Origin of the sequence: Herbaspirillum sp. CAH-3 (assembly GCF_009668275.1) — a bacterium.
In the GTDB taxonomy this organism is placed as follows: Bacteria; Pseudomonadota; Gammaproteobacteria; order Burkholderiales; family Burkholderiaceae_D; genus Herbaspirillum; species Herbaspirillum aquaticum.
The window spans coordinates 295,102-320,077 of record NZ_VSWE01000002.1 but is presented as its reverse complement, the minus strand read 5'-3'; the positions used below and the strand labels follow the sequence as shown (position 1 = coordinate 320,077).

At 64.7% G+C, this 24,976-nt stretch carries 19 protein-coding genes; 12 read left to right on the top strand and 7 right to left on the bottom strand.

Features of this window, described 5'->3' with window-relative positions; genetic code table 11:
• Window positions 1–81 precede the first annotated feature (81 nt).
• The 3 genes from tldD to FYB76_RS04120 all read right to left on the bottom strand — a co-directional run bounded on the left by tldD (window position 82) and on the right by FYB76_RS04120 (window position 6,756).
• Window positions 82–1,542 (bottom strand): metalloprotease TldD, encoded by a 1,461-nt coding sequence (gene tldD / locus FYB76_RS04130; protein WP_088755960.1) that lies wholly within the window; start codon window positions 1,540–1,542, stop codon window positions 82–84.
• A gap of 25 nt (window positions 1,543–1,567) precedes the next feature.
• Complete coding sequence (locus tag FYB76_RS04125; protein ID WP_154132778.1) at window positions 1,568–2,374, bottom strand: carbon-nitrogen hydrolase family protein; 807 nt, start codon at window positions 2,372–2,374, stop codon at window positions 1,568–1,570.
• Between the two features lie 89 nt (window positions 2,375–2,463).
• Window positions 2,464–6,756 carry a YhdP family protein gene (locus FYB76_RS04120; protein WP_154132777.1) on the bottom strand — a complete coding sequence of 1,431 codons (4,293 nt, stop codon included), beginning with the start codon at window positions 6,754–6,756 and terminating at the stop codon, window positions 2,464–2,466.
• A 299-nt stretch (window positions 6,757–7,055) separates the two neighbouring features.
• Between FYB76_RS04120 and glnE the strand changes: the two genes are divergently transcribed.
• On the top strand, window positions 7,056–9,770 hold the full coding sequence (gene glnE, locus FYB76_RS04115) for a bifunctional [glutamate--ammonia ligase]-adenylyl-L-tyrosine phosphorylase/[glutamate--ammonia-ligase] adenylyltransferase (protein ID WP_154132776.1): 2,715 nt from the start codon (window positions 7,056–7,058) through the stop codon (window positions 9,768–9,770).
• A gap of 134 nt (window positions 9,771–9,904) precedes the next feature.
• On the opposite strand, the gene FYB76_RS04110 is transcribed toward glnE, so the two are convergent.
• The 4 genes from FYB76_RS04110 to tkt all read right to left on the bottom strand — a co-directional run bounded on the left by FYB76_RS04110 (window position 9,905) and on the right by tkt (window position 14,428).
• A complete protein-coding gene (locus FYB76_RS04110) occupies window positions 9,905–10,411 on the bottom strand; it encodes a hypothetical protein (protein ID WP_154132775.1) in 507 nt (168 codons plus the stop codon).
• Between the two features lie 226 nt (window positions 10,412–10,637).
• Window positions 10,638–11,651 carry a type I glyceraldehyde-3-phosphate dehydrogenase gene (gap, locus tag FYB76_RS04105; protein ID WP_034329725.1) on the bottom strand — a complete coding sequence of 338 codons (1,014 nt, stop codon included), beginning with the start codon at window positions 11,649–11,651 and terminating at the stop codon, window positions 10,638–10,640.
• 192 nt (window positions 11,652–11,843) lie between these two features.
• Window positions 11,844–12,371 (bottom strand): GNAT family N-acetyltransferase, encoded by a 528-nt coding sequence (locus tag FYB76_RS04100; RefSeq protein WP_175343114.1) that lies wholly within the window; start codon window positions 12,369–12,371, stop codon window positions 11,844–11,846.
• A gap of 14 nt (window positions 12,372–12,385) precedes the next feature.
• Complete coding sequence (tkt, locus tag FYB76_RS04095; RefSeq protein ID WP_277622426.1) at window positions 12,386–14,428, bottom strand: transketolase; 2,043 nt, start codon at window positions 14,426–14,428, stop codon at window positions 12,386–12,388.
• 161 nt (window positions 14,429–14,589) lie between these two features.
• On the opposite strand from tkt, the gene FYB76_RS04090 reads away from it, so the two are divergent.
• From FYB76_RS04090 to FYB76_RS04040, 11 genes are all read left to right on the top strand, one after another.
• Complete coding sequence (locus FYB76_RS04090) at window positions 14,590–15,315, top strand: 16S rRNA (uracil(1498)-N(3))-methyltransferase (RefSeq protein WP_154132774.1); 726 nt, start codon at window positions 14,590–14,592, stop codon at window positions 15,313–15,315.
• Between the two features lie 119 nt (window positions 15,316–15,434).
• Entirely contained in the window at window positions 15,435–15,773 is a 339-nt protein-coding gene (locus tag FYB76_RS04085) for a type II toxin-antitoxin system RelE/ParE family toxin (RefSeq protein ID WP_088755967.1), read from the top strand.
• Window positions 15,770–16,051 (top strand): helix-turn-helix domain-containing protein, encoded by a 282-nt coding sequence (locus FYB76_RS04080; RefSeq protein ID WP_088755968.1) that lies wholly within the window; start codon window positions 15,770–15,772, stop codon window positions 16,049–16,051. Before FYB76_RS04085 ends, FYB76_RS04080 begins: the two co-directional genes overlap by 4 nt.
• A 325-nt stretch (window positions 16,052–16,376) precedes the next feature.
• The gene (gene atzF / locus FYB76_RS04075; RefSeq protein ID WP_154132773.1) at window positions 16,377–18,206 is read left to right on the top strand and encodes an allophanate hydrolase; all 1,830 of its coding nucleotides are present in this window, start codon (window positions 16,377–16,379) and stop codon (window positions 18,204–18,206) included.
• 28 nt (window positions 18,207–18,234) lie between these two features.
• Window positions 18,235–19,248: an ABC transporter substrate-binding protein gene (locus FYB76_RS04070; RefSeq protein WP_154132772.1), complete on the top strand. Its 1,014-nt coding sequence runs from the start codon at window positions 18,235–18,237 to the stop codon at window positions 19,246–19,248.
• A gap of 7 nt (window positions 19,249–19,255) precedes the next feature.
• Window positions 19,256–20,104 carry an ABC transporter permease gene (locus FYB76_RS04065; RefSeq protein ID WP_145606443.1) on the top strand — a complete coding sequence of 283 codons (849 nt, stop codon included), beginning with the start codon at window positions 19,256–19,258 and terminating at the stop codon, window positions 20,102–20,104.
• Window positions 20,101–20,958, top strand: coding sequence for an ABC transporter ATP-binding protein (locus FYB76_RS04060; RefSeq protein ID WP_154132771.1), 858 nt, complete (start codon window positions 20,101–20,103; stop codon window positions 20,956–20,958). The genes FYB76_RS04065 and FYB76_RS04060 overlap by 4 nt, the downstream gene beginning before the upstream one ends.
• Window positions 20,959–21,067: 109 nt before the next feature.
• A complete protein-coding gene (locus tag FYB76_RS04055; RefSeq protein WP_034330116.1) occupies window positions 21,068–22,165 on the top strand; it encodes a BMP family ABC transporter substrate-binding protein in 1,098 nt (365 codons plus the stop codon).
• 28 nt (window positions 22,166–22,193) lie between these two features.
• The gene (locus tag FYB76_RS04050) at window positions 22,194–23,342 is read left to right on the top strand and encodes an ABC transporter permease (RefSeq protein WP_229296867.1); all 1,149 of its coding nucleotides are present in this window, start codon (window positions 22,194–22,196) and stop codon (window positions 23,340–23,342) included.
• A complete protein-coding gene (locus FYB76_RS04045; RefSeq protein WP_088755974.1) occupies window positions 23,335–24,255 on the top strand; it encodes an ABC transporter permease in 921 nt (306 codons plus the stop codon). Before FYB76_RS04050 ends, FYB76_RS04045 begins: the two co-directional genes overlap by 8 nt.
• 24 nt (window positions 24,256–24,279) lie before the next feature.
• Window positions 24,280–24,975 carry a cysteine hydrolase family protein gene (locus tag FYB76_RS04040; protein WP_088755975.1) on the top strand — a complete coding sequence of 232 codons (696 nt, stop codon included), beginning with the start codon at window positions 24,280–24,282 and terminating at the stop codon, window positions 24,973–24,975.
• The last annotated feature ends 1 nt before the right edge of the window (window position 24,976 follow it).

The window sequence follows — 24,976 nt, the reverse complement described above, 5'->3', positions numbered from 1 at the left end:
ATATTCGCGGTGTATCAATGAAAAAAAACGCCGGTGAATGACACCGGCGGTTTTCACAAGAAACGATGCTGGGATGAACGATCAGGCGGTTCCGCCCACGGTCACGCCATCCAGGCGCAAGGTCGGCTGCCCCACTCCGACGGGAACGCTCTGGCCTTCCTTGCCACACACGCCGACACCCGAATCCAGGCGCATGTCATTGCCGATCATGGAGACGCGGTTGAGCACATCCGGACCATTGCCGATCAAGGTTGCGCCCTTGACCGGATAGGTGATCTTGCCATCCTCGATCATATAGGCCTCACTGGCCGAGAAGACGAACTTGCCGTTGGTGATATCGACCTGGCCGCCGCCGAAGTTGACGGCATACAGGCCATTCTTGACCGAGGCCAGGATCTCGCCCGGGTCCTTGTCACCGCCCAGCATGTAGGTATTGGTCATGCGCGGCATGGGCAGGTGCGCAAAGGATTCGCGGCGGGCATTGCCGGTGACGTCCATCTTCATCAGGCGGGCATTCATGGTGTCCTGGATGTAGCCCTTCAGGATGCCGTCTTCGATCAGCGTGGTGCACTGGGTCGGATTGCCTTCATCATCGATGTTGAGCGAACCGCGGCGATCGGCAATGGTGCCGTCATCAACCACCGTCACGCCCTTGGCAGCGACGCGCTCGCCGATGCGGCCGGAGAAGGTGGATGAGCCCTTGCGGTTGAAATCGCCTTCCAGGCCGTGACCGATGGCTTCGTGCAGCAGGATGCCGGGCCAGCCGGGGCCGAGCACCACGGTCATCGGGCCTGCCGGAGCCGGGCGCGAATCCAGGTTGACCAGTGCGGTGGCCACCGCTTCGGAAGCATACTTCTCCAGCAGGGTGTCAGAGAAATAGCCATAGTCATAACGTCCGCCACCACCGCTGCTGCCCATCTCGCGACGGCCGTTCTGCTCGGCGATGACAGTGACCGACACCCGCACCAGCGGACGGATATCAGCGGCCAGCACACCATCGGCGCGCGCCACCAGCACCACGTCGTATTCCCCGGAAAGGCTGGCCATGACCTGCTTGACGCGCGGGTCCTTGGCACGGGCGATGCGTTCGATGCGCTCCAGCAGTTGCACCTTGGCCGTGGCGTCCAGCGAAGTCAGCGGATCATGCGGCAGGTACAGCGCACGGCCACCGGCCGGGGTCATGGCGCCGGCCACCTTGATCTTGCCGCTGCCCTGGCGGGCAATGGTGCGGGTGGCTGCGGCGGCATCCAGCAGGGCCGATTCGGAAATCTCGTCCGAATAGGAGAAGGCGGTCTTGTCGCCCGACACGGCGCGCACGCCCACCCCCTGGTCGATGGAGAAGCTGCCGGTCTTGACGATGCCCTCTTCCAGGCTCCAGCCCTCGCTCTTGGTGAACTGGAAGTAAAGGTCGGCGTAATCCACCTTGTGCGTGAACATGCTGCCCAAGGCCTTGAGCAGCTTGGATTCGTCCAGGCCGAAGGGAGTCAGCAGCACGTCGCGCGCCACTTGCAGGGCGCCCATGTTGGGTTCAAATAATTTCATAGCGTCTTGTCGGAAGGCAAAAAGGTCAAAGCTTGCGATGGCGCAGCGCCGGCAAACTTTCTCGAACGTATTGTAGACGATGGGGATCAATGTCGCCGATCACAAGCCCCTCCCCCTCGGGGAGAACCGAGACGATCTCGCCCCAGGGATCGACCAGCATGCTGTGGCCCCAGGTGCGGCGGCCATTGACGTGCTCGCCGCCCTGCGCCGACGCCAGCACGTAGCATTGGTTTTCGACGGCGCGGGCGCGCAGCAGCAACTCCCAGTGCGCGCGGCCGGTGGTATAGGTGAAGGCGGCAGGCATGACGATCAGGGCGCACTCGCCCATGGCACGGTAGAGCTCCGGAAAGCGCAGGTCGTAACATACCGACAGCCCGACCCGCCCGAACGGCGCCTCGAAGCTGCGTACCTCGCTGCCGTATTCGATGGTGCGGGCCTCGTCGTAGTTTTCTTCACCCCGCACGAAATTGAAGAGGTGGATCTTGTCGTAACGCGCCACCCGCTGGCCATCCGGTCCATAGACCAGTGAAGTATTGAGCACCTTGCCGGAAACCGCCGACTGCAGCGGCAGCGTGCCGCCCACCAGCCACAGCCGGTGCTCGCGCGCCAGTGCGCCCATGAGTTCCTGGATCGGGCCGCTGCCATCGGCTTCGGCATGGGCCAGCTTGTCACGTTCGTGGCGGCCCATGATGGGCCAGTACTCGGGCAGCAGTACCAATTGCGCGCCCTGCCCTGCCGCTTGTGCGACCAGGCGCGCGGCGGCGTCGAAGTTCTGCTGCAGTTCGGGGGTGGAGACCATCTGGATCGCCGCCAGCTTGAAGGAATCGCTCATGTCTGCCTCTTTGCCTGCGTAGGGGAGTTGAAAACAATGCCGCCAGTATGGCCCATCCGCGCCAGCCGCGTCGGGCCAGCGCCGGATCTTCAGGCGCCGGAATTGATGACCGGCCCCGGCTCCGGCGTGCGGCGCCGCTGTACCGGTGCTGCGGTCGGCGCAGGGGCCAGCTCATCGCCCTGCTTGCCGTTGCCCTGGCCATCCCCGCCCTTCTTCATCAGCTCCCGCGCGCGCTCGCCATCAATCGGCGAGACCTGGCCCTGCTTGACCACGACGGGGTCGCTCCAGGGACCGGTGACCTTGTATTCGAAACTGAGCGACTTCATCACCGGATTGCGCAGGAACAGCTGCGCCAGCAAGGTACCAACGCCCACCACCGGATTGACCGCCATGGCCACCACCGAGGCCGTGCCAAGGTTGATCTCGGGGATGACCACTACCTGCAGGTCCTGGGTTTCGCGGGCGATGTCGGCCGAGCCGCTCATCAAGACGGAAGCCGTCACACCCGTCATCTTGAGGTTGTCCGTACTGGCGATGCCCTTGGCGATGCTGGCCGTCCCGGCCACGGTATCGAAGGCGAAGCCCTCCGAGAACACGTCACGGAAGTCCAGCGTCAGCCGGCGTGGCAAGGCCTGCAGGTTGAGCACGCCCAAGAGCTTGGCCGCGCCCGGATCCACCTTCAGGAACTGGCCCGAATGCACATCCATGTGGACCTGTCCGGCCAGGGTCGCCATGTCCATTGCATAGGGCGGCGCCTTCCAGCTGAGGTCGCCGTCGAGCTTGCCGCGTCCGCCACGGATGGTGCCAGGATAACCGAAGCGCTCCAGCAGCTTGCCCGCATCCTCGATGTCGAGTGCGTAAGTGAAATTGGAGGTGTGATTGCTGCCGAAGGTGAGCCAGTTGCCCGCTGCCCGGAATTGCGCATCCGGATTGGCCAGCAGCAGCCGGCTGATGCGCCATTCGCGGCCAACCGAGGTGAGGATGTTGCTGGCATCGAGCTCCAGCCGGCCCAGCTTCTTGCCGGCCAGCTCGAACTGCTCGGCGCGGATGTCCAGGGCAGGCATCTGCACGTTGTCGTCGGTCTTGGCTGTGCCGGCGGGCTGGGCGGTGTCAGCCGCCGGACCGGACTTGGGAATGACCAGCGAAGACAGGCGCGCCGTGACCTTGCCGGCACCACGTGCGCTGCCGGGTTCGTCCCAGGTCACCGTGCCGGCGGCTTGCTGGGACTCCAGGTTGATCTGCCAGGCATTGCGGCGATGCGCGGCTTCCAGGATCAGCTTGGTGAGCTTCTTGCCCATCAGGTTCAGTTCGCCGACACGGGCCGAGACGCTGTCCGGCTCAAGGTATTGACTCACATCGGCACTACCCAGGCGATGGCCGGCTGCGGCGCCGCCGGCCTCCTTGCCGGCCAGGTCATTCTTCAGGGCCAGCCACGCATCGGCATCCAGGCTATCGGTGGCCAAGGCCAGCTTGAGGCCAGACGCGGGGGTTGGTGCAGGCTGGTTCCAACCGATGCCGCCACTGGTGACACGCCACTCGTTACCCGTGCCGGCCACGCGCTCGCGCACATAGCGCGAAGCCACGTTCGGTCCCAGCGCCACGCGCATTTCTTCACGTTCGATCAGCGGGTCCGAAGAGCCCAGCGGCAGCAGGTCGAATCGCATCGACAGGGTGTCCTGGACGCCTTTGCGCAGGGGCACCGGCAGATCCACGCCAAGACCGGCCAGGTTGGACTCCACCGTCACCTCGGGCTGGCGCTGGCGCACTGCCACCGTGGCGGTGTAGCGGGTGCCGCCCGAAAAGCGCGCCAGCAGGCGCTGCAGCGAAGCGTCGGGATATTGCTTGCGCAGGTTGTCGATGTTGACGGCGCCTTCCAGTCGCACCTGGCTGCTGCCATCCTTCTGGGTGCCGCCGCTGATGGCCAGGCTGTCGCCCAGGAACTGGCCGCGCACGCCATTGAGCGTGAAGCCATGTTCGTTGAATTCGACCTTGCCGCTGGTCCGATAGATGGGCGGCAGTTCCGGCATCAGGTCCACATCATTGTTGGCAAAAAGGAAGGCTCCCTGGGCGCGGGTGTCGATGGCATGGTGCAGCGGCATCTGGAATTTCAGCTCCAGGCGGCCCTCGCCGGTGGCCGTACTGTGCTCCATGAAATTGCCGGTCCAGCGCGCCACCGGGCTCTGGTTCACGTATTGCAGGAAGACCGGCATGGTGCCATTGGCGACGCCATCGATTTCCAGCACGGCATCATGTGAATCGACATCGGCCACGCGCGCGCTCACCGGCCCCAGGCGTGCGCCCAGCGTGCGGGCGCTGTCGGCCTTGATTTCCAGGCGCGTGCGGTCGAAGCTGATGCGCCCGCGCCCCTCTTCCAGCAGCGGCCATTCCGGCTCCTTGCCGTCACGGCCCACATGGCCAGGGGTGTAATTCAGTTTCAGGCCTTCAAAGTCGCCCGAGAGCTGGAACACGCCCTTGGGCTGTTCACCCGGCTTGGCGGTATGGAAGGGGAAATCGGCCAGCGCCCCCTTGAGCTTGAACTGCACATCCTTCAGGTGACCGGCCAGCAAACCCTCGGTGAGCCAGCGGTGCAGCGGCTCGCTCATGCGCTGCGGCAGGTAGCGGCGGATCGCCTGCACATCGAAACTGGTCAGCTCGCCGTGCAGGTCAACGCTGCCGGAGGAGCGGCCCTGCAGCGGCATCAGGTGCTGGCCGCTGAGGCTACCGGCCACGCCGGGCTGGGCAAACTGCATCTGGTCCAGATCCACCTGCAGGGTCTGGTCCTTCAGGTATTGCCAGCGCGCCTGCAGCTTGAGGCTGTCAAAAGGCAGGCTGGGCTCGCGGAAAAGATCGGCCGGCAGCTCGACCACCATCTGCCGGGCATCGACCTTGACCGATCCGCCCTTCTCGCTGGCATCGATCTCACCGGAAAGGTTGCTGAAACCGGGGAAGGCCGCCCATTGCGCGCGCGCCTGCTGGGTGCCGTTCTTGCGCGGCTCGACATGGGCCGGCAAGCCCTTCAGGCCCAGCCCCTGGAACTTGCCGCTGACGCGATAGGAACTCAGTTCAGGATAGGTGCCCTGCCATTGCACGGTGAAATCGTGCAATTCGCCGCGCGGTGCCAGGTCGTCCAGCAGCTTGCGCTGGGACGGTGCCAGCGGCAGGCGCGTGGCCAGTTGCGACAGGGTCTGCAGGTTCAGGTAAGTGGCCTTGACGCTGGTGCGCTCGGCCTTGAGCGGACTGGCCGGTTCATAGCTCTCGGCAATCGAGGTCGGTGGCAGGACGAAACCGTCCGGGGTTTCGATGGAAAAATCGGTCAGCGTCACCTGGTGGCCATTGGCGCCGAAGGTCGGCACGCCGTCCTCGGGATTGTTGCCCAGGGTTTCACTGGCGGAAATGCGGCCATTGACGCGCTTCAGGGACAACGGTTCCAGCTGGCGCGACAGGCGCGCATTGAAGTCGGTCAAGCCCAGGTCGGCGGTGAAGTTGGCGATCTTGGCGTGGTCCAGCGTGAGCCAGGCCCGCACCGAACCACGGCCGCTGTTGATGGCAATGGGATAGTCCAGCCAGGCGCGCCAGACCGACAGGTCGGTATTGCGCAGGTCGGCATAGAGCAGGCCCTTCCAGCGGGCGATGTCGGAACTGCGCGCAAAGGCCGGGTGGCTGAAGTCGGCCCGCACATCCAGGGGCGCCGCCATGTCCTGCGGCGGGATGGCGCGCAGCGAAAGCCGATGGCGCAGCCAGCGGTTGTGCAGCACCAGGTTGACGTCTTCCAGCACCAGTTCGGGCGCGCGGCGCAATTCGTCATCCCAGCGCAGCTTGCTGTGACGAATCACGATTTCGCGCTGCGACAGCAGCCAGTCCAGGTTGCTGCCGTCGCCCCCCGCCGGCACCGGGATGCCGGCCACGTAGAGCTTGCCGGCAGGATCGCGGCGGATGGCCAGGTCGGCGCCCTCGATGCTGAGGTTTTCCAGCCGCAGGGAGGCCACCAGCACGCTGCTCCACGAGAGCGTGGTCGACACGCGCGGCAAGCTCAGGGCGGCTTCGCCCTCCTGGTCGTGGACGGTGAGGTTGGTCAGCGAGAGTTGCGGACGCAGGCCGCTCCAGGAGGCCTCGATGGATTCGATGCTGACCGCGCGGCCGATCTGGTGCGACACCAGGGCTTCGATGCGCGGCTTGTAGTGGCCGATCTCGGGCAGCACCGCATAGCGCAGCACCAGGAACACGGCACAAAAGACGAAGTAAGCCGCCAGCAGCAGCTTGAGGGTAAAACCCAGGACGTGGTGGGTGGCCCGGTTCAGGCGCCGATAGCTGCCCCGTGCAAATCGCCAGCACAGCGCCCAGCGGCCGGGCTTGGGTGTGGCGTTATGTTGTTCTTGGGACATCAGGTTGCAAGGCGGCTCGGCAAAAATGGGAATCGGGCAGGCAGCATGATCGCATGGAAAACAAGCCCATGCCATCTTGGCAAAGGGGCTATGAGGGCCAAAAACGGCGATAAGTTTAAAAAGGGAGGCTAGAATCGCCTGATTCGCCGTTTTGGACGCCCTTCGTCAGCGCGGAGTCAGTCCGGCTTCAGCCAACATTCAGCTTTGCCTGCTTTGTCGGCGACGGTCGGGCGGGACTTGAGCCGGGAAGCGCGGGTTTTCTTCCTTTTACACCTTGTTGTGGAGCTTTGCGGTCACTTATGCCTGTTCATCATCCTTCCCTGGTCGACGCCTCCGCTTCGCGCTACTACACCCGCTGGACCCAGGCCGATCCCGCCCGGCCGGCCCTGGTCGCCGCCGCTGCTGCGACCCCCATGGACCGCAGCGCCATGCAGCATCACCTGGCGCAGGACCTGCAAGCTGGCCTGAGCCTGCCGGCGGCCATGCGCAGGCTGCGCAATCTCATCATCTGCAGCCTCATCACCCGCGACCTCGACGGCCGCGCCGACCTGGCCGAGGTGGTGGCCACCATGACCGGCTTTGCCGATTTCGCCGTGCAAACCCATCTGGCCGCCCTGATGCAGGAACAGACCGCGCTCTACGGCACACCCTTGGGTGAAGAATCGGGCCGGGCACAGGAAATGATCGTGCTGGGGATGGGCAAGCTGGGCGGGGGCGAACTGAATGTTTCTTCCGACATCGATCTCATCTTCGTCTATCCGGAAGATGGCGACACCCGGGCCGAGGCCGGCCAGAAATCGCTGTCGAACCATGAATTCTTCGTGCGCCTGGGCAAAAAGCTCATCGGCGCGCTGGCCGAGATCACGGAGGATGGCTTCACCTTCCGCGTCGACATGGCGCTGCGTCCCAATGGCAACTCCGGTCCGCTGGTGGCCAGCTTCAACATGGTCGAGGAATACCTGGTGCGCCAGGGCCGCGAATGGGAGCGCTACGCCTGGACCAAGGCGCGGGCACTGACCGGCACCGAGGAAGACATCGCCGCACTGGAGGCAATCAGCCGGCCCTTCATCTTCCGCCGCTACCTGGACTTCGGCTCCATCGACGCGCTGCGCTCCATGCACGGCCAGATCCGCGCCGAGGTCAAGCGCCAGGAAGCCCTGCACCCCGACCGCAGCAACAACGTCAAGCTGGGACGGGGCGGCATCCGCGAGATCGAATTCACCAGCCAGGTGTTCCAGCTGATCCGCGGCGGACGCGATCCCGAGCTGCGCGACCGCTCCACCCGCACTACCCTGCGCACCCTGGCGGCCAAGGAACTGCTGGCGCCTGACGTGGTGGAGCAACTCCTGGATGCCTATACCTTCCTGCGCGACCTGGAACACCGCCTGCAATACCTGGAAGATGCGCAGACCCACACCCTGCCCGTCAATCCCGACGACTTGCTGCTGGTGGCCAACATGATGGGCTACGCCGACAGTTCGGTGCTGCTGCAGGCGCTGGAACGCCAGCGCGCCATCGTGGCAGCGCAGTTCGATGCCATCTTCGCCGACAAGCAATCCGAAGGCGACAACGAAGGTCCCGCCTGCGCCGTGAGCGAGAACGACAACCTGGAAGGCCTCACCGATGCCCTGCGCCTGGTCGGCTTTCCCGAGGAAGACATCGAGGATGGTGCGCGCCGCCTGCACCTGACCTGGCAGTCGCCGCGCATGCAAAGCCTGCCCGAGGCCAGCCGCAACCGGCTCAATACCGTCATCAACAACGGCCTGCCGCTCTTGGCCGCGCTGCATTACGACCAGTTGCCGGCGCTGGGGCGGCTGCTCGATTTCCTGGAAGCGATCGCCCGGCGCGCGGCCTACCTGGCCCTGCTCACCGAGTATCCCTACGCGCTGCAGCGCCTGGTGCGCATGATCGGTGCCAGCGGCTGGGCCGCCACCTACCTGACGCGCCATCCGCTGCTGCTCGACGAACTGCTGGACGACCGCAACCTCAAGCTTGCCTCCGACTGGAACGCCTTTGCCGACACCTGCCGCCGCCAGCTGGCCACGGCCGAGGGCGATACCGAGCGCCAGCTCGACATCCTGCGCGAATTGCACCACGCCGAGCTGTTCCGCCTGCTGGCCCAGGACCTGGAGGGCGACCTGTCGGTGGAAAAACTGGCCGACGAACTCTCGGCCCTGGCCGACGTGCTGGTCCAGGTCACCATCGAGGCAGTGTGGCAGACCATTGCCCAGCGCCACCGCGAGGTGCCGCGCTTTGCCGTGATCGCCTACGGCAAGCTGGGCGGCAAGGAACTGGGCTATGCCTCGGACCTGGATGTAGTCTTCCTCTACGATGACGACGACCAGGACGCCCCGGGACTCTACGCCAAGCTGGCCCAGCGCTTCATCACCTGGATGACCAGCCACACCCCGGCCGGCACGCTCTTCGACATCGACATCGCGCTGCGTCCGGATGGCGCCAGCGGGCTGCTGGTGTCACCGGTGTCGTCCTTCGAGAAATACCAGTTGAATGCCGCCTGGATCTGGGAACACCAGGCCCTGACGCGGGCCCGCTTCTGCGCCGGGGATGCGGCCATCGGCGAGCGCTTCGAGGCGCTGCGCGAACGGGTGCTGCGCCAGCCGCGCGATGTGAACAAGCTGGAAGAAGAAGTCATGTCCATGCGCCGCCGCATGCGCGACGCCCATCCCAACCGCAGCATGATGTTCGACCTGAAGCACGACGAAGGCGGCATGATCGACATCGAGTTCATGGTGCAGTACCTGGTGCTGCGCCATGCCTGCGACCATCCGCAGCTCACCGGCGACATCGGCAACATCGCCCTGCTCAAGCTGGCCGGCCAGCTCGGGCTGATTGACGCGCTGCTGGCGGCCGAAGCGGCCAATGCCTACCGCCTCTTCCGCAAGCTTCAGCACCAGATCCGCCTGCAGGGCTCGGACCGCGCCCACATCGATGCGATCCGGGTGGAACATGAACGGGCTTGCGTGATCCGGCTGTGGCAGCAGGTCTTCGGCTAACCTACCTGCCGGAGCATGAATGAAAAAGAAAAAGCGGGATGGACCTCATTCGGTCCATCCCGCTTTCATTTGCCTGCTTGCGTAAGTGCTTGCGTACTGAAGGCGAGCGCAATGCTTGTGCCTTGGGTCCCGGCTCAATACTTGGGCGGCGTCTTCTCTTCGCGGCTGGCACGGCGATCGCTGCTGCTGTCGCGCGAGGACGAAGAACTCTCCCGGTCGCGCGAACGGCCGCTGTCGCGGTTGGCGTCACGCTCGCGGGCGCGGCTGCGGTCGCTGTCCTTGGCATCCTTGTCCTTGCCGTCCTTGGCCTTGGCGTCGTCCTTGGCAGGTTCGGCCGCAGGTGCGGGCGGGGTCACGGTCTGGATGCCCTTGGCGGCCATGTATTCGTGCATGTCCTTCCAGCCGGTGAAGATGCCGGCCTTCAGGGCGTCGGGATTGCGCTGGTAGCAGTCTTCCAGGCTCTGGCCGGCCTGGCGGCAGCCGGCGCCCAGGGCAATGCCTTCGGCCTTGGCTTCTTCCGGGGTCTGCTTGGGCTTGGAAAAGCTGCTGATGTAGTCGCACGCGGACAGCGAGAAGCTGACGGCGGAAATCAGGGCCAGGTTGGCCAACAGGCGGCGGGCCTGGGAGGAGCTTGCTGACATGCGTTCCCTCATTGGGTCGGTTGCTCTTGTTGTGGACAGGCAATGCGCAAATGGACAAAAGGCCATTGCAAGCGGTGCTTGCAACAGCCTTTGAGTCCTTTTGCAGGCTGATACGTCTATTTTCACCTTGGCAAGCAAGCTTGCATACGAGGAAAAGAAGCCGAAACAGCCCTGAAATTGACGCTCCCGGCCAGGGAACCCCGGCCGGTGCGGCAGAACACGCGTCTTACTTGGCGTTGGCCAGGGCGACGGTGGTGTCGAGCATGCGGTTGGAGAAGCCCCACTCGTTGTCGTACCAGGACGACACCTTCACCAGGCGGCCGGAGACCTTGGTCAGGGTGGCGTCGAAGTTGGACGATGCCGGGTTGTGGTTGAAGTCCACCGAAACCAGCGGGTCGGTGTTGTAGGTCAGGATGCCCTTCAGGGGACCGTTTTCGGAAGCGGCCTTGAGGATGGCGTTGACTTCATCCACGGTGGTGTCGCGCGAAGCCACGAAGGACAGGTCGACGATGGACACGTTGATCGTCGGCACGCGGATGGCGTAGCCGTCCAGCTTGCCGTTCAGTTCCGGCAGCACCAGGCCGACGGCGGCGGCAGCACCGGTCTTGGTCGGGATCATGGACTGGGTGGCCGAACGGGCGCGGCGCAGGTCTTCGTGGTAGACGTCGGTCAGCACCTGGTCGTTGGTGTAGGCGTGGACGGTGGTCATCAGGCCGTTTTCCAGACCGATCTTGTCATGCAGCGGCTGCACCAGCGGGGCCAGGCAGTTGGTGGTGCACGATGCGTTGGAGATGACGGTGTCGGAAGCCTTGAGCACGCCGTGGTTGACGCCGAAGACGACGGTCGCATCCACATCCTTGCCGCCGGGAGCGGAGATGATCACCTTCTTGGCACCACCCTTGATGTGGGCGCTGGCCTTTTCCTTGGTGGTGAAGAAGCCGGTGCATTCCAGCACCACGTCCACACCCAGCTCGCCCCAGGGCAGCTCGGCGGGGTTGCGCTGGGCCAGCACCTTGATGCGGTCACCGTTGACGACGATGGAGTCGCCATCCACGGTCACGGTGCCCGGGAACTTGCCGTGGGCGGTGTCGTACTGGGTCAGGTGGGCATTGGTCTTCGGATCGCCCAGGTCGTTGATGGCGACGATCTCGATGTCGTGCTTCTTGCCGCCTTCGTAGTGAGCGCGCAGGATATTGCGGCCGATGCGGCCATAACCGTTGATTGCTACGCGAATTGCCATGCTCTTCTCCTCAAGTAGTAAAAATCAATGCAAACCGGTAGTCGGGAAAGCGACCAGGCCAACAGCTTGCCCCTCTTCGGAGCCGCCGATCAGACATGGATCCTTCTTTTCCGGCCTTTTTGTTCAGTTGTTCTTGCCGTCCCTCTTTGCCCTGCTGGTCCCGCCGATCAGTCTGGTGCCGCCCTCACCCGCTCAGGAGTGAAGCTTGCGCCAGACGAAACCGATCTCGTCGAGTTCACTGCCATCGTCCCAGGTGAACGTTTGTTCATAAAGCCTTTCGGCCCCGAGCGACTCGAAAAATTCCCCGGCGCCTTCGTTCTTGCTCAGCACCCAGGCCATGAGGCCGGTCGCACCGGCACTGATGAGGGTGGCCGCCACATTGGCCAGCAGCCGCTTGCCCAGTCCCTTGCGCTGCTCATCGGGCAGCACGCAGATGGCGGTCAGCTCGGCATCGCAGCCAAAGCGCGACTCGGCCAGGGTCATGCCGGAAGCGAAGCCGATGATCTCGCCGCCGCTTTCGGCGACGAAGGTGCAGGCCGCGTCCGAGGACGCTTCCAGCACCTGCTCCCACAGCTTGACGCTTTCCTCTGGCTTGAGGTGATCCAGGTAGCTGTCGGGCACCAGGCCGCGATAGGCAGCACGCCAGGCGTCGATGCGCACTCCGGCGATGGAGGCCGCATCGCCCTTCCTGGCGCGGCGGAACAGGACTTCTTCAGTCATGGACACCAGACTGCTCAAGCCAGTACTGCCTTGGCCTTGGCCACCACGTTCTCGACGGTGAAGCCGAAGTGCTTGAACAGCACGCCGGCCGGGGCCGACTCGCCGAAGGTATCGATACCGACCACGGCGCCTTCCAGGCCCACGTACTTGTGCCAGAAGGCGGTCACACCGGCTTCGATGGCCACGCGCGGCACGCCGCGGGTCAGCACGGAGGCCTTGTAGGCCGCGTCCTGGCGGTCGAACACGTCGGTGGAGGGCATCGAGACCACGCGCACGGCGATGCCTTCAGCGGTCAGGGCATCAGCGGCCTTGGTGGCCAGTTCGATTTCGGAACCGGTGGCCATCAGGATGACCTTGGCATTGGGTGCATCGCGCAGCACGTAGCCGCCACGGGCGATGTCCTTGACCTGGGCGTCGGTGCGCTCCTGGAACGGCAGGTTCTGGCGCGAGAAGATCAGGGTGCTCGGACCATCGTGACGCTTGATCGCTTCAGCCCAGGCCACGGCGGTTTCGGTGGTGTCGCACGGACGCCAGTTGTCCAGGTTGGGGATCAGGCGCAGGCTGGAGACGTGTTCCACCGACTGGTGGGTCGGGCCGTCTTCGCCCAGGCCGATGGAGTCGTGGGTGAACACGAACAGCGCGCGGGTCTTCATCAGGGCTGCCATGCGCAGGGCATTGCGGCTGTAGTCGGAGAAGGTCAGGAAGGTCGCGCCGAAGGGCAGGTAGCCGCCATGCAGGGCGATGCCGTTCATGATGGCGCTCATGCCGAATTCACGCACACCGTAGTTGATGTGGTTGCCGCGCTGGTCGGCGCGCACGGCCACCGATTCCTTCCAGTTGGTCAGGTTCGAGCCGGTCAGGTCGGCCGAGCCGCCCAGGAATTCCGGCAGCGCCTGTGCGTAAGCCTGGATGGCGTTCTGGCTGGCCTTGCGGGTGGCGATGGTTTCCTTCTTTTCCAGCGTGGAATTGATGTAGGCGGTCACGGTCGATTCGAACGCGGCCGGCAGCTCGCCCTTGAGGCGACGCAGCAGTTCGGCGGCCTCGGCCGGGTATTGGGCGGCGTAGCTGTCGAAGGTCTGCTTCCAGCTGGCTTCGAAGTCGGCGCCGGTGGCCTTGGCGTCCCAGGCGGAGTAGACATCAGCCGGGATCTCGAAGGGGGCGGAAGTCCAGCCCAGCGCTTCGCGCACGGCGGCGATTTCCTTGTCGCCCAGGGCAGCGCCGTGGACCTTGTCGGTACCGGCCAGGTTGGGCGAACCCTTGCCGATGACGGTACGGCAGCAGATCAGGGTCGGCTTGTCGGCCAGCTTGGCCTGGTGGATCGCGGCGCTCACCGCCTCGACGTTGTGGCCGTCCACGGCCGGGATGACGTTCCAGCCGTAGGCTTCGAAGCGCTTCGGGGTGTCGTCCTTGAACCAGCCTTCGACGTGGCCGTCGATGGAGATGCCATTGTCGTCATACAGCACGATCAGCTTGGACAGGTTCAAGACGCCCGCCAGCGAGCAGGCTTCATGCGAGATGCCTTCCATCAGGCAGCCGTCGCCGACGAAGGCGTAGGTGTAATGATCGACCACGGCCAGGCCGGGCTTGTTGAATTCGGCGGCCAGCAGCTTCTCCGCCAGCGCCATGCCCACCGCATTGGTGATGCCCTGGCCCAGCGGACCGGTAGTGGTTTCCACGCCCGGGGTGATATGCACTTCCGGGTGGCCGGCGGTCTTGGAATGCAGCTGGCGGAAGGACTTGATGTCGTCCATCGACAGGTCGTAGCCGGTCAGGTGCAGCAGGGCGTACTGCAGCATCGAGCCGTGGCCGTTGGAGAGCACGAAACGGTCACGGTTGGCCCAATGCGGGTTGGACGGATTGTGGCGATAGTGCTTGGCCCACAGGGCCACTGCGATTTCGGCCATCCCCATCGGCATGCCCGGGTGTCCGGAATTGGCTTTTTGTACTGCGTCCATCGCCAGCGCGCGGATCGCGTTGGCCATCTTGTCGGTGGGGAGAGTGGAAATCATGTCGAGGTCAGAGTTTGCTGTGCTGGGGGGCGCCGCAGGCGCACAAATCGGATGTTCAAGCCAATGCGCCGGCCCGGAAGACCGGGTAACGGCGCGGGCCCGTATTTTACCAGAGTGCGCCGGGGGGATTAAAATTCGGGACCAGCCCCTGACCGGACTGACAACTTTTTTCATGTCTTTTTGATCTTCTTCGCCCAGGACCCAGCCCCATGCCCCGCTTTTACTTCCCGCACCCCCTCGGCATCGGCTCGGCCCTGGTCCTGCCCGAGCAGATTGCCCATCACATCCAGGTACTGCGCCTGCAGCCGGGCGACACCGTCACCCTGTTCAATGGCGAAGGCGGCGAATACACCGCCAGCCTGAGCACCCTCGAAAAGAAGCGCGCCCACGCCGAAGTGAAGACTTTTTCACCCCGCGAGGCCGAGCTGCCCTATGCGCTGACCCTGGCCCAGGCCCTGCCTGAAGGTTCGAAGATGGACTGGATCGTCGAAAAGGCCGTGGAACTGGGCGCCACCGCCCTCCAGCCGCTGGCCGCGCAGCGCTGCGTGGTGCGGCTCTCGGGCGAACGGGCCGCGAAGAAGCAGGCCCACTGGCAAGGCATCGTCCATGCGGCCGCCGAGCAATGCGGCCGCAATCGCCTGCCGCACTTGGGCGAAGTCACCGACTTCAAGCGCTGGATCGCCCAGAGCGACCTGCATCGGCGCATCCTGCTCTCCCCGCGCGGCACCGAGCCGCTGTCGGGCTGGGCGCGGCACCATCCGCCGCAGGCCGTGACCGTCATGGTCGGCCCCGAAGGCGGCTTCAGCGAGGAAGAAGAAGACCTGGCCTGCGCCCAGGGTGCGCTGATGCTGTCCATGGGCAGCCGCGTGCTGCGTACCGAGACCGCCGGGCTGGCGGCATTGGCGGCCTTGAATGCGGTGTGGGGAGAGCTTTGAAGAAAGCTTCATCCGGGTGATTTTCCGGCGGCCCGGCCGATTTCCCGGATTTCCCTCTTGGTGAACCAATGATTAGGCGACCCCGTTGCGGGAATATATAAAAAATTGTATATTGCCGCATGTCCGATCCCAAACCCGTCGAGTTCCGAGGCAGCGCCCTCGATGACCTTCGAGCCTTTCCTCTTGAGGCAAGGCGGGAAGCTGGTCATCAGCTGGACCAAGTACAAAACGGCCAGGAGCCGGACGATTGGAAGCCCATGATCACCGTGGGCCAAGGCGTGAAGGAGATTCGGATCCGGGACGCCTCCGGCGCGTTCCGTGTCATTTATGTTGCCAAGTTCGCCGATGCCGTCTATGTACTTCACTGCTTCCAGAAGAAGACAGAGAAGACCAGCAAGACCGATCTGAACCTGGCCGCAAAGCGTTACCGCGATTTGTTGAAGGAGTTAGGGCAATGAGCAAGCAACGATTTTCCAGTATCTGGGATGCGATCGAGGACACCCCGGAAGAAGCGGAGAACATGAAGCTGCGTTCCGTCCTCATGACGGCACTCAAGAACCACCTCACCCGCACGGAAATGAGCCAGGCACAAGCCGCCAAGCTCTTCGGAGTGACTCAGCCGCGTGTCTCCGACCTGATGCGAGGCAAGATCAATCTGTTCGGACTCGATGCGCTGGTGAACATGGCCACGGCCGCCGGCCTGCACATTGAAATGCGTGTGATCGAATCTGCCTGAGCATCCCGAAGCTCGTCGTTTCACGAGCGGTACGCCGCCGTCCGGGTTTCAGCCTTGTGGCAAGATGGACATAGTGGATATTGACCAGAAACTTGCTTGATTCCCGTGCAGCCGTCCTGGCCGACGTCCAAATTCGGCGCACGCCTCCCCATTTTGTCTCGCTGACAAAACTCTTCATTTCCCCTCGCGCAACTTTCCCTCCAGCACTTCACCTCGCAAACCCGCGTGGTGAACCGTTTTCCCGTTTTTCAGCCGCGTGACGGGGGAGCTGGCACGCCTCCTGCTTAAAGATATTCAATCTTGTATTCAAGTTTGAATATCCACCATGACCGCTACCCACGCCCTGCAGCAAGCCGCCCCCGAGGCCGCTCCCACCACCATCGCCGCCACCCTGGCGGCCTATCGCGAAGGCCGCAGCACGCCCGGCAAGGTGGTGGCCGAACTGCTGGCCCGCATCGAGAGCGCCGGACGCGACGAAGTCTGGATCAGCCGGGTGCCGCCCAAACAACTGAAACAACAGGCCGCGGCGCTGGACCTGATGCTGCAGATCAAGGGCGAAACCGTGCTGGAGAGCATGCCACTGTTCGGCATCCCCTTCGCCGTGAAGGACAACATCGACGTCGCCGACATGTCCACCACCGGGGCCTGCCCCGAATTCGGCCGACTGGCCAGCGTGAGCGCCACCGTGGTGCAACGCCTGCAGGCCGCTGGCGCGCTGCTGGTGGGCAAGACCAACCTGGATCAGTTCGCCACCGGCCTGGTCGGCGTGCGCTCTCCCTACGGCGCGGTACGCAACGCCATCAAGCCGGAATACGTCTCCGGCGGCTCCAGTTCGGGTTCGGCGGTGGCCGTGGCACTGGGGCAGGTCATGTTTTCCCTGGGCACCGACACCGCAGGCTCGGGCCGCGTCCCCGCAGCCTTCAACCACCTGGTGGGCCTGAAACCCACCAAGGGCCTCATCAGCGCGCGCGGCCTGGTACCGGCCTGCCGCACCCTGGATTGCATCTCCATCTTCGCCCACGACGTGGCCGATGCCTGGCGCGTGCTGCACAGCGCTTCCGGCTTCGATGCCGAGGATGGCTATTCGCGCCGCCCCACCATGCTGGGCGTGAAGCGCCGCGGTTATCGCATCGCCATTCCCGAACAATGTGAATTCTTTGGCGACAGCGTCGCCCAGGAAGCCTGGGAACGCAGCCTGGCGCAGATCGCCGCCCTGCCCGGCGTGAGCCTGGCGAAGATTCCCTTCGCCCCCTTCAGCGCCGCCGCGCAGCTGCTGTACCAGGGCCCGTGGGTGGCCGAGCGCCGCGCCGCGCTGGGCGACTTCTTCCTGGAGAACCCGGAAGCCATCCACCCGGTGGTGCGCCAGATCACTGCCCAGGCCGAGGACTACGACGCCGTGGACAGCTTCAACGCCCAATATCGCCTGGCCGACCTGCGCCGCCAGGCCGAAAACCTGCTCGAAGGCAGCGACCTGATGCTGGTGCCCACCACCACCACCTTCCCCACCATTGCGGAAGTGGAAGCCGATCCGGTGGTGCGCAATGCGCAGCTGGGCCATTACACCAACTTCGTCAACCTGATGGACATGTCGGCCCTGGCCATCCCCGCCGTGTGGCGCCGCGATGGCTTGCCCGCCGGGGTGACCCTGATCGGCCCCGCCGGTGCCGACCACCTGCTGGCCGAAGCCGGCGCGCGCCTGCAGCAGCAACTGGGCGGCGCGGCGCAAGCCGATGCGATCGCGGCCACACCGCTGCCTTTCAACGAAAGCACCATCAAGGTCTGCGTGGTCGGCGCCCACCTGGCCGGCCAGCCCCTGAACTGGCAATTGCTGGAAGCCGGTGCGCGCCGCGTGGCCGTCACCCGTACCGCTGCCCACTATCGTCTCTACGCCCTGGCGGGGACCACGCCACCCAAGCCGGGCCTGGCCCGTACCGAAGGCGACGGCGCCGCCATCGCGGTGGAAGTGTGGGAAATGCCGCTGCGCCAGTTCGGTGGCTTCGTCGCCGCCATCCCGGCACCGCTGGGCATCGGCACGGTGGAGCTGGCCGATGGCAGCAGCGTCAAGGGCTTCATCTGCGAGCCGGCCGGCATTGCCGGGGCCACCGACATCACCCACCACGGCGGCTGGGTCAACTACCTCAATTCGCTGCACTGACCAGAACACCCTCACCACGGAGCTGCTCATGAAAAAGAACAACCCAACCGCTGTCCACGATGCCAACCGTCGCAGTTTCATCGCCAAGGCGGGCGCCGTCGCCGCTACCGCAGCCATCGCGGGCGCCCCGGCCATCTTGCGTGCGCAGACGGTCCCGATCCGCATCGGCTACTGGCCGGTGGCCGCTGGCCTGCCGTTCTACGCCGCCGTGGAAGCGGGTTACTTCAAGCAGGCCGGACTGGACGTGCAGGCCCTCAAATTCGCCGGCGCCCAGCAGGTGATGGAAGCCATGCTGGCAGGCCGCGCCGACGGCTCGGCCAATGGCACCGGGGCCGGCAACCTGGCCATCGGCGAGATCGCCCAGCCGGGCCTGTTCAAGATCTTCGCCACCAATCCCAGCAATGCCAAGTACGTACTGGATGAGTTCCTGGTGCCCAAGGACAGCGCGGTCAAATCCATCGCCGACCTCAAGGGCAAGAAGGTCGCCTCCGGCCCCGGCATCCAGAACGTCACCCTGGCCAAGACGGTACTCGAACGCGCCGGTGCCACTGGCGCGACCGTAGTCGAACTGCCCATCGGCCAGCATGTCGCTTCGCTGGCCGCCGGCCAGGTCGATGCCGCCTACACGCTGGAACCGACCGGCACCGTGGGCCGCATGAACAACACCACCCGCGTGCTGGAAGCCGGCGTGATCGCCAAGTACATCCTGGGTGACCCGATGGCCCCCTGGCACGGCGGCGCTGCCGCGCTGACCACCGAATTCATCAAGAAGAATCCGGAACTGGCGCGCAAGTACATCGCCGCCTATGCGCGCGGCATCGAGCTGGTGCGCAACAATCCGGACCAGGCCCGCACCTACCTGAAGGGCTATACCGCCATCGAAGGTTCGCTCACCAATGAAGTGCCGCTGGCGGCCTACATGCTCTACAACGAGTTCAAGCCCAGCGACCTGGCCTACTTCCAGAAGTTCTACGACCTGTTCGTCGAGAAGGGCGTGTTCTCGCAACGCATCGTGGTCGACAACCTGATCTACAAGGGCTGAGGCCATCATGAACGAGACCATCGCCCCTGCCGTGACCGTGGCGCCCAAACCGGCGGCCTCGGCGCCGCCTGCCGCGCCTGCGCCCAAGGCACCGCGCAAGGCCCCTGCCCTGGGCCGCCTGCTGCCCATCGTCGGGCCCATCGCGCTGTTCGTGATCTGGGACCTGGTGGTGCGCGCCGGCTGGATCAAGGCCATCCTGCTGCCTCCGCCCGAAGCCACGCTCATGGCCATGTTCAAGGGCCTGGCGGGAGGACCGCTGCTGCTGGATTTCACGGTGACCGTGATCCGCACGCTGGAAGCCTTCGCCATCGCCGCCGTGCTGGGCCTGCCCATCGGCGTGCTCCTGGGCAGCAACGAGCGCGCCTATCGCAGCGTGGAATTCCTGATCGATTTCTTCCGTTCCACGCCCTCCTCCGCGCTGATCCCGCTGTTCCTGCTGATCTTCGGTGTCTCCGACATCAACAAGGTGGCCATCGCCGCTTTCGGTGCCTTCCTGATTGTGCTCTTCAACAGCGCCTATGGCGTGCTCAATGCGCGCAAGCAGCGGGTGATGGCGGCCAAGGTGATGGGCGCTTCGCGCTGGCGCATCTTCTGCGACGTGCTGATCTGGGAAAGCCTGCAAGCCAGCTTCGTGGGCCTGCGCAGCGCAGTCTCGATGGCGCTGGTGATCGTGATCGTGGCGGAGATGTTCATCGGCTCCGAAAACGGCCTGGGCCACCGCATCATCGATACCCAGCAAGTCCTGAACGTGCGCGAGATGTATGCCGCCATCCTCTCGGCGGGCGCGCTGGGCTATGCCCTGAACGTGGTCTTCATCGTCATTGAAAAACGCATCGTGCACTGGAGTGGAAGATGAGCGTCGTGATCAGCCCCAAAATCGACCTGCCCCCGGAAACACCCTTCGTTCCCGGTCCCCCGGGCACCCACATCACCATTCGCGGCCTGACCAAGTATTTCGCCGGCTGGCCGCTGTATGAAAACTTCGACCTGGACATCCCCAAGCAGCAGATCGTCTCGGTCTTCGGCCCCAATGGCTGCGGCAAGTCCACGCTGATCAACATGATTGCCGGCCTGATCCCGATTGACGCCGGACAGATCCTGTTCGACGGAAAATCGCTGGCCCAGACCAAGATCGGCTACGTCTTCCAGAACTACCGCGACGCCATGTTCCCGTGGCTGCGCACCATCGACAACATCGCCTATCCCCTGAAGCTGGAAGGCAAGTCCAAGGCCGAGATCAAGCGCCGGGTCGACGAACTGGTGGCGTCCTTCGACGTGAAGTTCGACCTGATGCGCTATCCCTATGAACTCTCGGGCGGCCAGCAGCAGACCGCCTCCATCATGCGTGCCCTGGCACCGGGGCCGGAAGTGCTGTTCCTCGATGAACCCTTCTCGGCGCTGGATTTCGAGATGACGCTCTTCATCCGCGAGAAGCTGCAGCAGGTCTTCTTGCAGACCGGCACCACCATGGTGCTGGTGTCGCACGACCTGGAAGAAGCGGTCTACCTGGCCGACCAGATCCTGCTCTTGACCAAGCGCCCGACGGCGGTGGCAGACATCTTGCATTACCAGGATCCACGGCCACGCACGGTAGAGACGCTGTCGCAGCCCGGCTTCATCGCGGCCAAGAAACTGTCCATGGAAATCTTCCAGCGCGAAGTGCGCAAGCCGGCGCGCATGCAGGCGCCCGGTTCGCTGACGCTGTCCTGATTGCCTTGCAGGATCCTGTGCAGGCTGAGGTACAGGATCCTGTCCCGAAAGAAGTACCGAATTTGTCTTGCCCCACCCCAACCATCCACGATCACACTGGAGCAACAACATGCAAAACCGCCGCGATTTTCTGAAACTGTCCGGAGCTGCCGCACTGGGCGCTGCCTTCCCGCTGGAACTGCTGGCTGCCGGCCCGCTGACCGTGGGCTTCATCTACGTCGGCGCGCGCGACGACTTCGGCTACAACCAGTCGCATGCGCAAGCCGCAGCCATCATCAAGAAGATGCCCGGCGTGAAGGTGATCGAAGAGGAAAAAGTGCCCGAGACCGTGGCCGTGCAAAAGACCATGGAAGCCATGATCCAGCAGGACGGCGCAACCCTGCTCTTCCCGACCTCCTTCGGCTACTTCGATCCGCACGTCCTCAAGATCGCCGAAAAATATCCCAAGGTGCGCATCGCCCACTGTGGCGGCTTGTGGACGGCGGGCAAGCATCCCATGAACGTGGGCAGCTTCTTCGGCTACATCGAAGAGTGCGAATATCTTTCGGGTGTAGTGGCCGGCCACATGAGCAAGAGCAAGAAACTGGCCTTCATCGCCGCCAAGCCGATTCCGCAGGTACTGCGCAACATCAACGCCTTCACCCTCGGCGCGCAGTCGGTCGATCCGTCCATCACCTGCCACGTCATCTTCACCGGTGACTGGTCGCTGCCGGTCAAGGAAGCCGAAGCCGCCAACAGCCTCATCGACCAGGGTTGCGATGTCATCACCTGCCACGTCGATGGCCCCAAGGTGATCGTGGAGACGGCTGAGAAGCGCGGCATCATGACCACCGGCTACCACGCCAGCCAGGCCTCGCTGGCCCCCAAGGGCTACCTCACCGGTGCCGAGTGGAACTGGGCCACGCCTTATACCGAGATCGTCAAGGCCACGCTGGAGGGCAAGCCGATGATCAACTTCCTGCGCGGTGGCCTGAAGGATGACTTCGTCAAGATGTCGCCCTATGGCGCGGCTGTGAGCGCGCCGGCCAAGAAGAAGGCCGACGAGATCAAGGCGCAGATGCTGGCCGGCAAGTTCCAGATCTTCAAGGGACCGATCAAGGACAACAAGGGCAATACCGTGATCCCGGCCGGCACCACCCAGGTCCAGACCGATGTGGCGCTGGAGAAGATGAATTACCTGGTGGCCGGCGTGGTCGGCCAGGTCTGATTGCTGATCCTTGATGCAGGACGGTCTCATGACATCCCTCCCCGCTCCCGGGGTGGCGGCTGCCGCCACCTCGCCCTGGCACCGCTTGCGCTCGGCGCTGCTCAACGGCAGCGCACCGGCCCTGCCCACGCTGTGCGCGCTGGCCGGGACGCTGCTGCTGTTCGTGCTGTTCCTGCTGGTGCAGGGCAAGCCGGCGGGCGAGGCTTGCCTGCTGATCTTCCAGGGCGCCTTCGGCACCCTGTTCGCTTGGCAGAACACCCTGCAGCGCGCCGCGCCCCTGCTGTTGACGGCGCTGTGCGTGGCCTTGCCGGCGCGCGTGGGGCTCATCGTCATCGGCGGGGAAGGTGCGCTGGCGCTGGGCGGACTGGCGGCGGCAGTGATACCGCAACTGCTGCCGGACCTGCCCTCGCTGGTGATGCTGGCCGCCATGGCGCTGGCGGCGATGCTGGCCGGCGGGCTGTGGATCGCGCTGTGCGGCGGCCTGCGCCAGTGGCGCGGGGTCAATGAGACCATCTCCAGCCTGCTGCTGTCCTATCTGGCCGTGGCCGTCTTCAAGCATCTGGTGGAAGGGCCGCTGCGTGATCCGGCCAGCCTGAACAAACCCTCGACCCTGCCGCTGCCCGATCCTTACCTGGTGGGCTCGCTGCCGGGACTGGAAGTGCATTGGGGCCTGGCCTGGGGGGCAGTGGCCTGTGTGGCTGCCTGGGTGTTCCTGCGCCATAGCGTCCAGGGTTTCGCCATGGGCGTGGTCGGCGGCAACGTCCGTACGGCGCGGCTGGTGGGCTTGCCGGTCAATCGCCTCATCCTGACGGCCTGCGCGCTCGGCGGTGCCGCAGCGGGACTGGCAGGCATGTTCGAGGTCAGTGCCGTGCAGGGCAGCGCCACCAGTGCGCTGCTGGCCGGTTATGGTTTCTCCGGCATCCTGGTGGCCTTTGCGGCACGCCAGAATCCGCTGGCCATCATCGTCTGCGCGCTGGTCATCGGCGGCGTGGAAGCCAGCGGAAGCCTGCTGCAGCGGCGCCTGGACCTGCCCGACGCCACCACGCTGGTCCTGCAGGGCCTGCTGTTCTGCAACCTGCTGGCCTGGGAAGCCATTACCGGGCGCATGTCCGCACTCAAGCTGCGCTGGCAGCAACAGGCACAAGTCATCCCCGCCAAGGAGGCCGGCCATGCATGACATCGATCTCACCACCCTGCTGCTGGCGCTCTTCGCGGGCGCGATCCGGGTGGGTACACCGTTTCTCTTCGTGAGCCTGGGCGAATGCCTGACCGAAAAAGGCGGACGCGTGAACCTGGGCCTGGAAGGCATCCTGGTCTGCGGTGCCATGACCGGTTACGCGGCCTCCTTCTACAGCGGCTCGGCCTGGCTGGGTGTGCTGGCGGCGGGCTGTGCGGGACTCTTGCTGGGGGTGTTGCATGGCGTGGTGTGTTCGCTGCCGCGCGTCAACGACATCGCCTTCGGCATCGCGCTCATGCTGCTGGGGACGGGGCTGGCCTTCTTCCTCGGCAAACCCTTCATCCAGCCGCAGGCGCCGATGCTGCCCTCCATCGACCTGGGTGCCTGGAGCAGCAATGACCGCCTGCACCATGCGCTGCAGATCAATGCGCTGTTCTTCATCGGCGTAGTGCTCGCACTGGTGCTGCAGTGGGGCTTGTCGGCCACGCGCTGGGGACTGGCCTTGCGGCTGGTGGGCGACCATGCCGAGACCGCACGCGCCCTTGGTTATCGCCTCACCGGCACGCGCATTGCGGCCACGGCCGCAGGCGGATTCCTGGCCGCCGTCGGCGGTGCCTACCTGTCGCTCTATTACCCCGGCAGCTGGAACGAGGGACTCTCCAGCGGCCAGGGTCTCATGGCGGTCGCGCTGGTGATCTTCGCGCGCTGGCAGCCGTGGCGCTGCCTGCTGGCCGCGCTCCTGTTCGGTGCCGCCGGTGCACTGGGCCCGGCCTTGCAGGCGGTGGGCGTCACCTCCGGCTACTACCTCTTCAACGCGGCGCCGTATGCGCTCACGCTGTTCATCATGATCCTCACCTGCCGCCCCGACCGCACGCTGTCGAGTGCACCGGGCGAGCTGAGCCTGACCCGATAAATCCACTTGCCCCAAGGAGAAACCATGTCCGAACGCTACATCCAGGCCGAACCCTATCCCTGGCCCTATGACGGCGCCCTGACCCCGGCCAATACCGCGCTCATCGTCATCGACATGCAGACCGACTTCTGCGGCATCGGCGGCTACGTGGACAAGATGGGCTATGACCTGTCGCTCACGCGCGCGCCCATCGAACCGATCAAGAAAGTGCTGGCCGCCATGCGCGCCGGGGGCTACACCATCATCCATACCCGCGAAGGCCATCGCCCTGACCTGTCCGACCTGCCGGCCAACAAGCGCTGGCGCTCGCGCCAGATCGGCACCAACGGCGTGGGCATCGGCGACGCCGGCCCCTGCGGCCGCATCCTGGTGCGCGGCGAGCCGGGCTGGGAAATCATTCCCGAACTGGCCCCCATCGCCGGCGAGATCATCATCGACAAGCCGGGCAAGGGCTCCTTCTGCGCCACCGACCTGGAAATGATCCTGCACACGCGTGGCATCCGCAACATCGTGCTCACCGGCATCACCACCGATGTCTGCGTGCATACCACCATGCGCGAAGCCAATGACCGTGGCTTCGAATGCGTGATGCTCGCGGACTGCTGTGGCGCGACCGACCACAACAACCACCTGGCGGCGCTGTCCATGATCAAGATGCAGGGCGGCGTGTTCGGCGCGGTCTCCGATGCGGCCGCACTGATCGATGTGATCGGGGCCTGAC

What these genes read in the sequence shown, in the direction of transcription:
- FYB76_RS04125 (WP_154132778.1), bottom strand. Translation starts at nt 2,374, where the DNA reads ATGAGCGATTCCTTCAAGCTGGCGGCGATCCAGATGGTCTCCACCCCC.
- FYB76_RS04050 (WP_229296867.1), top strand. Translation starts at nt 22,194, where the DNA reads ATGACATCCCTCCCCGCTCCCGGGGTGGCGGCTGCCGCCACCTCGCCC.
- FYB76_RS04070 (WP_154132772.1), top strand. Translation starts at nt 18,235, where the DNA reads ATGAAAAAGAACAACCCAACCGCTGTCCACGATGCCAACCGTCGCAGT.
- atzF (WP_154132773.1), top strand. Translation starts at nt 16,377, where the DNA reads ATGACCGCTACCCACGCCCTGCAGCAAGCCGCCCCCGAGGCCGCTCCC.
- FYB76_RS04040 (WP_088755975.1), top strand. Translation starts at nt 24,280, where the DNA reads ATGTCCGAACGCTACATCCAGGCCGAACCCTATCCCTGGCCCTATGAC.
- gap (WP_034329725.1), bottom strand. Translation starts at nt 11,651, where the DNA reads ATGGCAATTCGCGTAGCAATCAACGGTTATGGCCGCATCGGCCGCAAT.
- FYB76_RS04065 (WP_145606443.1), top strand. Translation starts at nt 19,256, where the DNA reads ATGAACGAGACCATCGCCCCTGCCGTGACCGTGGCGCCCAAACCGGCG.
- glnE (WP_154132776.1), top strand. Translation starts at nt 7,056, where the DNA reads ATGCCTGTTCATCATCCTTCCCTGGTCGACGCCTCCGCTTCGCGCTAC.
- FYB76_RS04085 (WP_088755967.1), top strand. Translation starts at nt 15,435, where the DNA reads ATGTCCGATCCCAAACCCGTCGAGTTCCGAGGCAGCGCCCTCGATGAC.
- FYB76_RS04045 (WP_088755974.1), top strand. Translation starts at nt 23,335, where the DNA reads ATGCATGACATCGATCTCACCACCCTGCTGCTGGCGCTCTTCGCGGGC.
- tldD (WP_088755960.1), bottom strand. Translation starts at nt 1,542, where the DNA reads ATGAAATTATTTGAACCCAACATGGGCGCCCTGCAAGTGGCGCGCGAC.
- FYB76_RS04055 (WP_034330116.1), top strand. Translation starts at nt 21,068, where the DNA reads ATGCAAAACCGCCGCGATTTTCTGAAACTGTCCGGAGCTGCCGCACTG.
- FYB76_RS04090 (WP_154132774.1), top strand. Translation starts at nt 14,590, where the DNA reads ATGCCCCGCTTTTACTTCCCGCACCCCCTCGGCATCGGCTCGGCCCTG.
- FYB76_RS04080 (WP_088755968.1), top strand. Translation starts at nt 15,770, where the DNA reads ATGAGCAAGCAACGATTTTCCAGTATCTGGGATGCGATCGAGGACACC.
- FYB76_RS04110 (WP_154132775.1), bottom strand. Translation starts at nt 10,411, where the DNA reads ATGTCAGCAAGCTCCTCCCAGGCCCGCCGCCTGTTGGCCAACCTGGCC.
- FYB76_RS04100 (WP_175343114.1), bottom strand. Translation starts at nt 12,371, where the DNA reads ATGACTGAAGAAGTCCTGTTCCGCCGCGCCAGGAAGGGCGATGCGGCC.
- FYB76_RS04120 (WP_154132777.1), bottom strand. Translation starts at nt 6,756, where the DNA reads ATGTCCCAAGAACAACATAACGCCACACCCAAGCCCGGCCGCTGGGCG.
- FYB76_RS04060 (WP_154132771.1), top strand. Translation starts at nt 20,101, where the DNA reads ATGAGCGTCGTGATCAGCCCCAAAATCGACCTGCCCCCGGAAACACCC.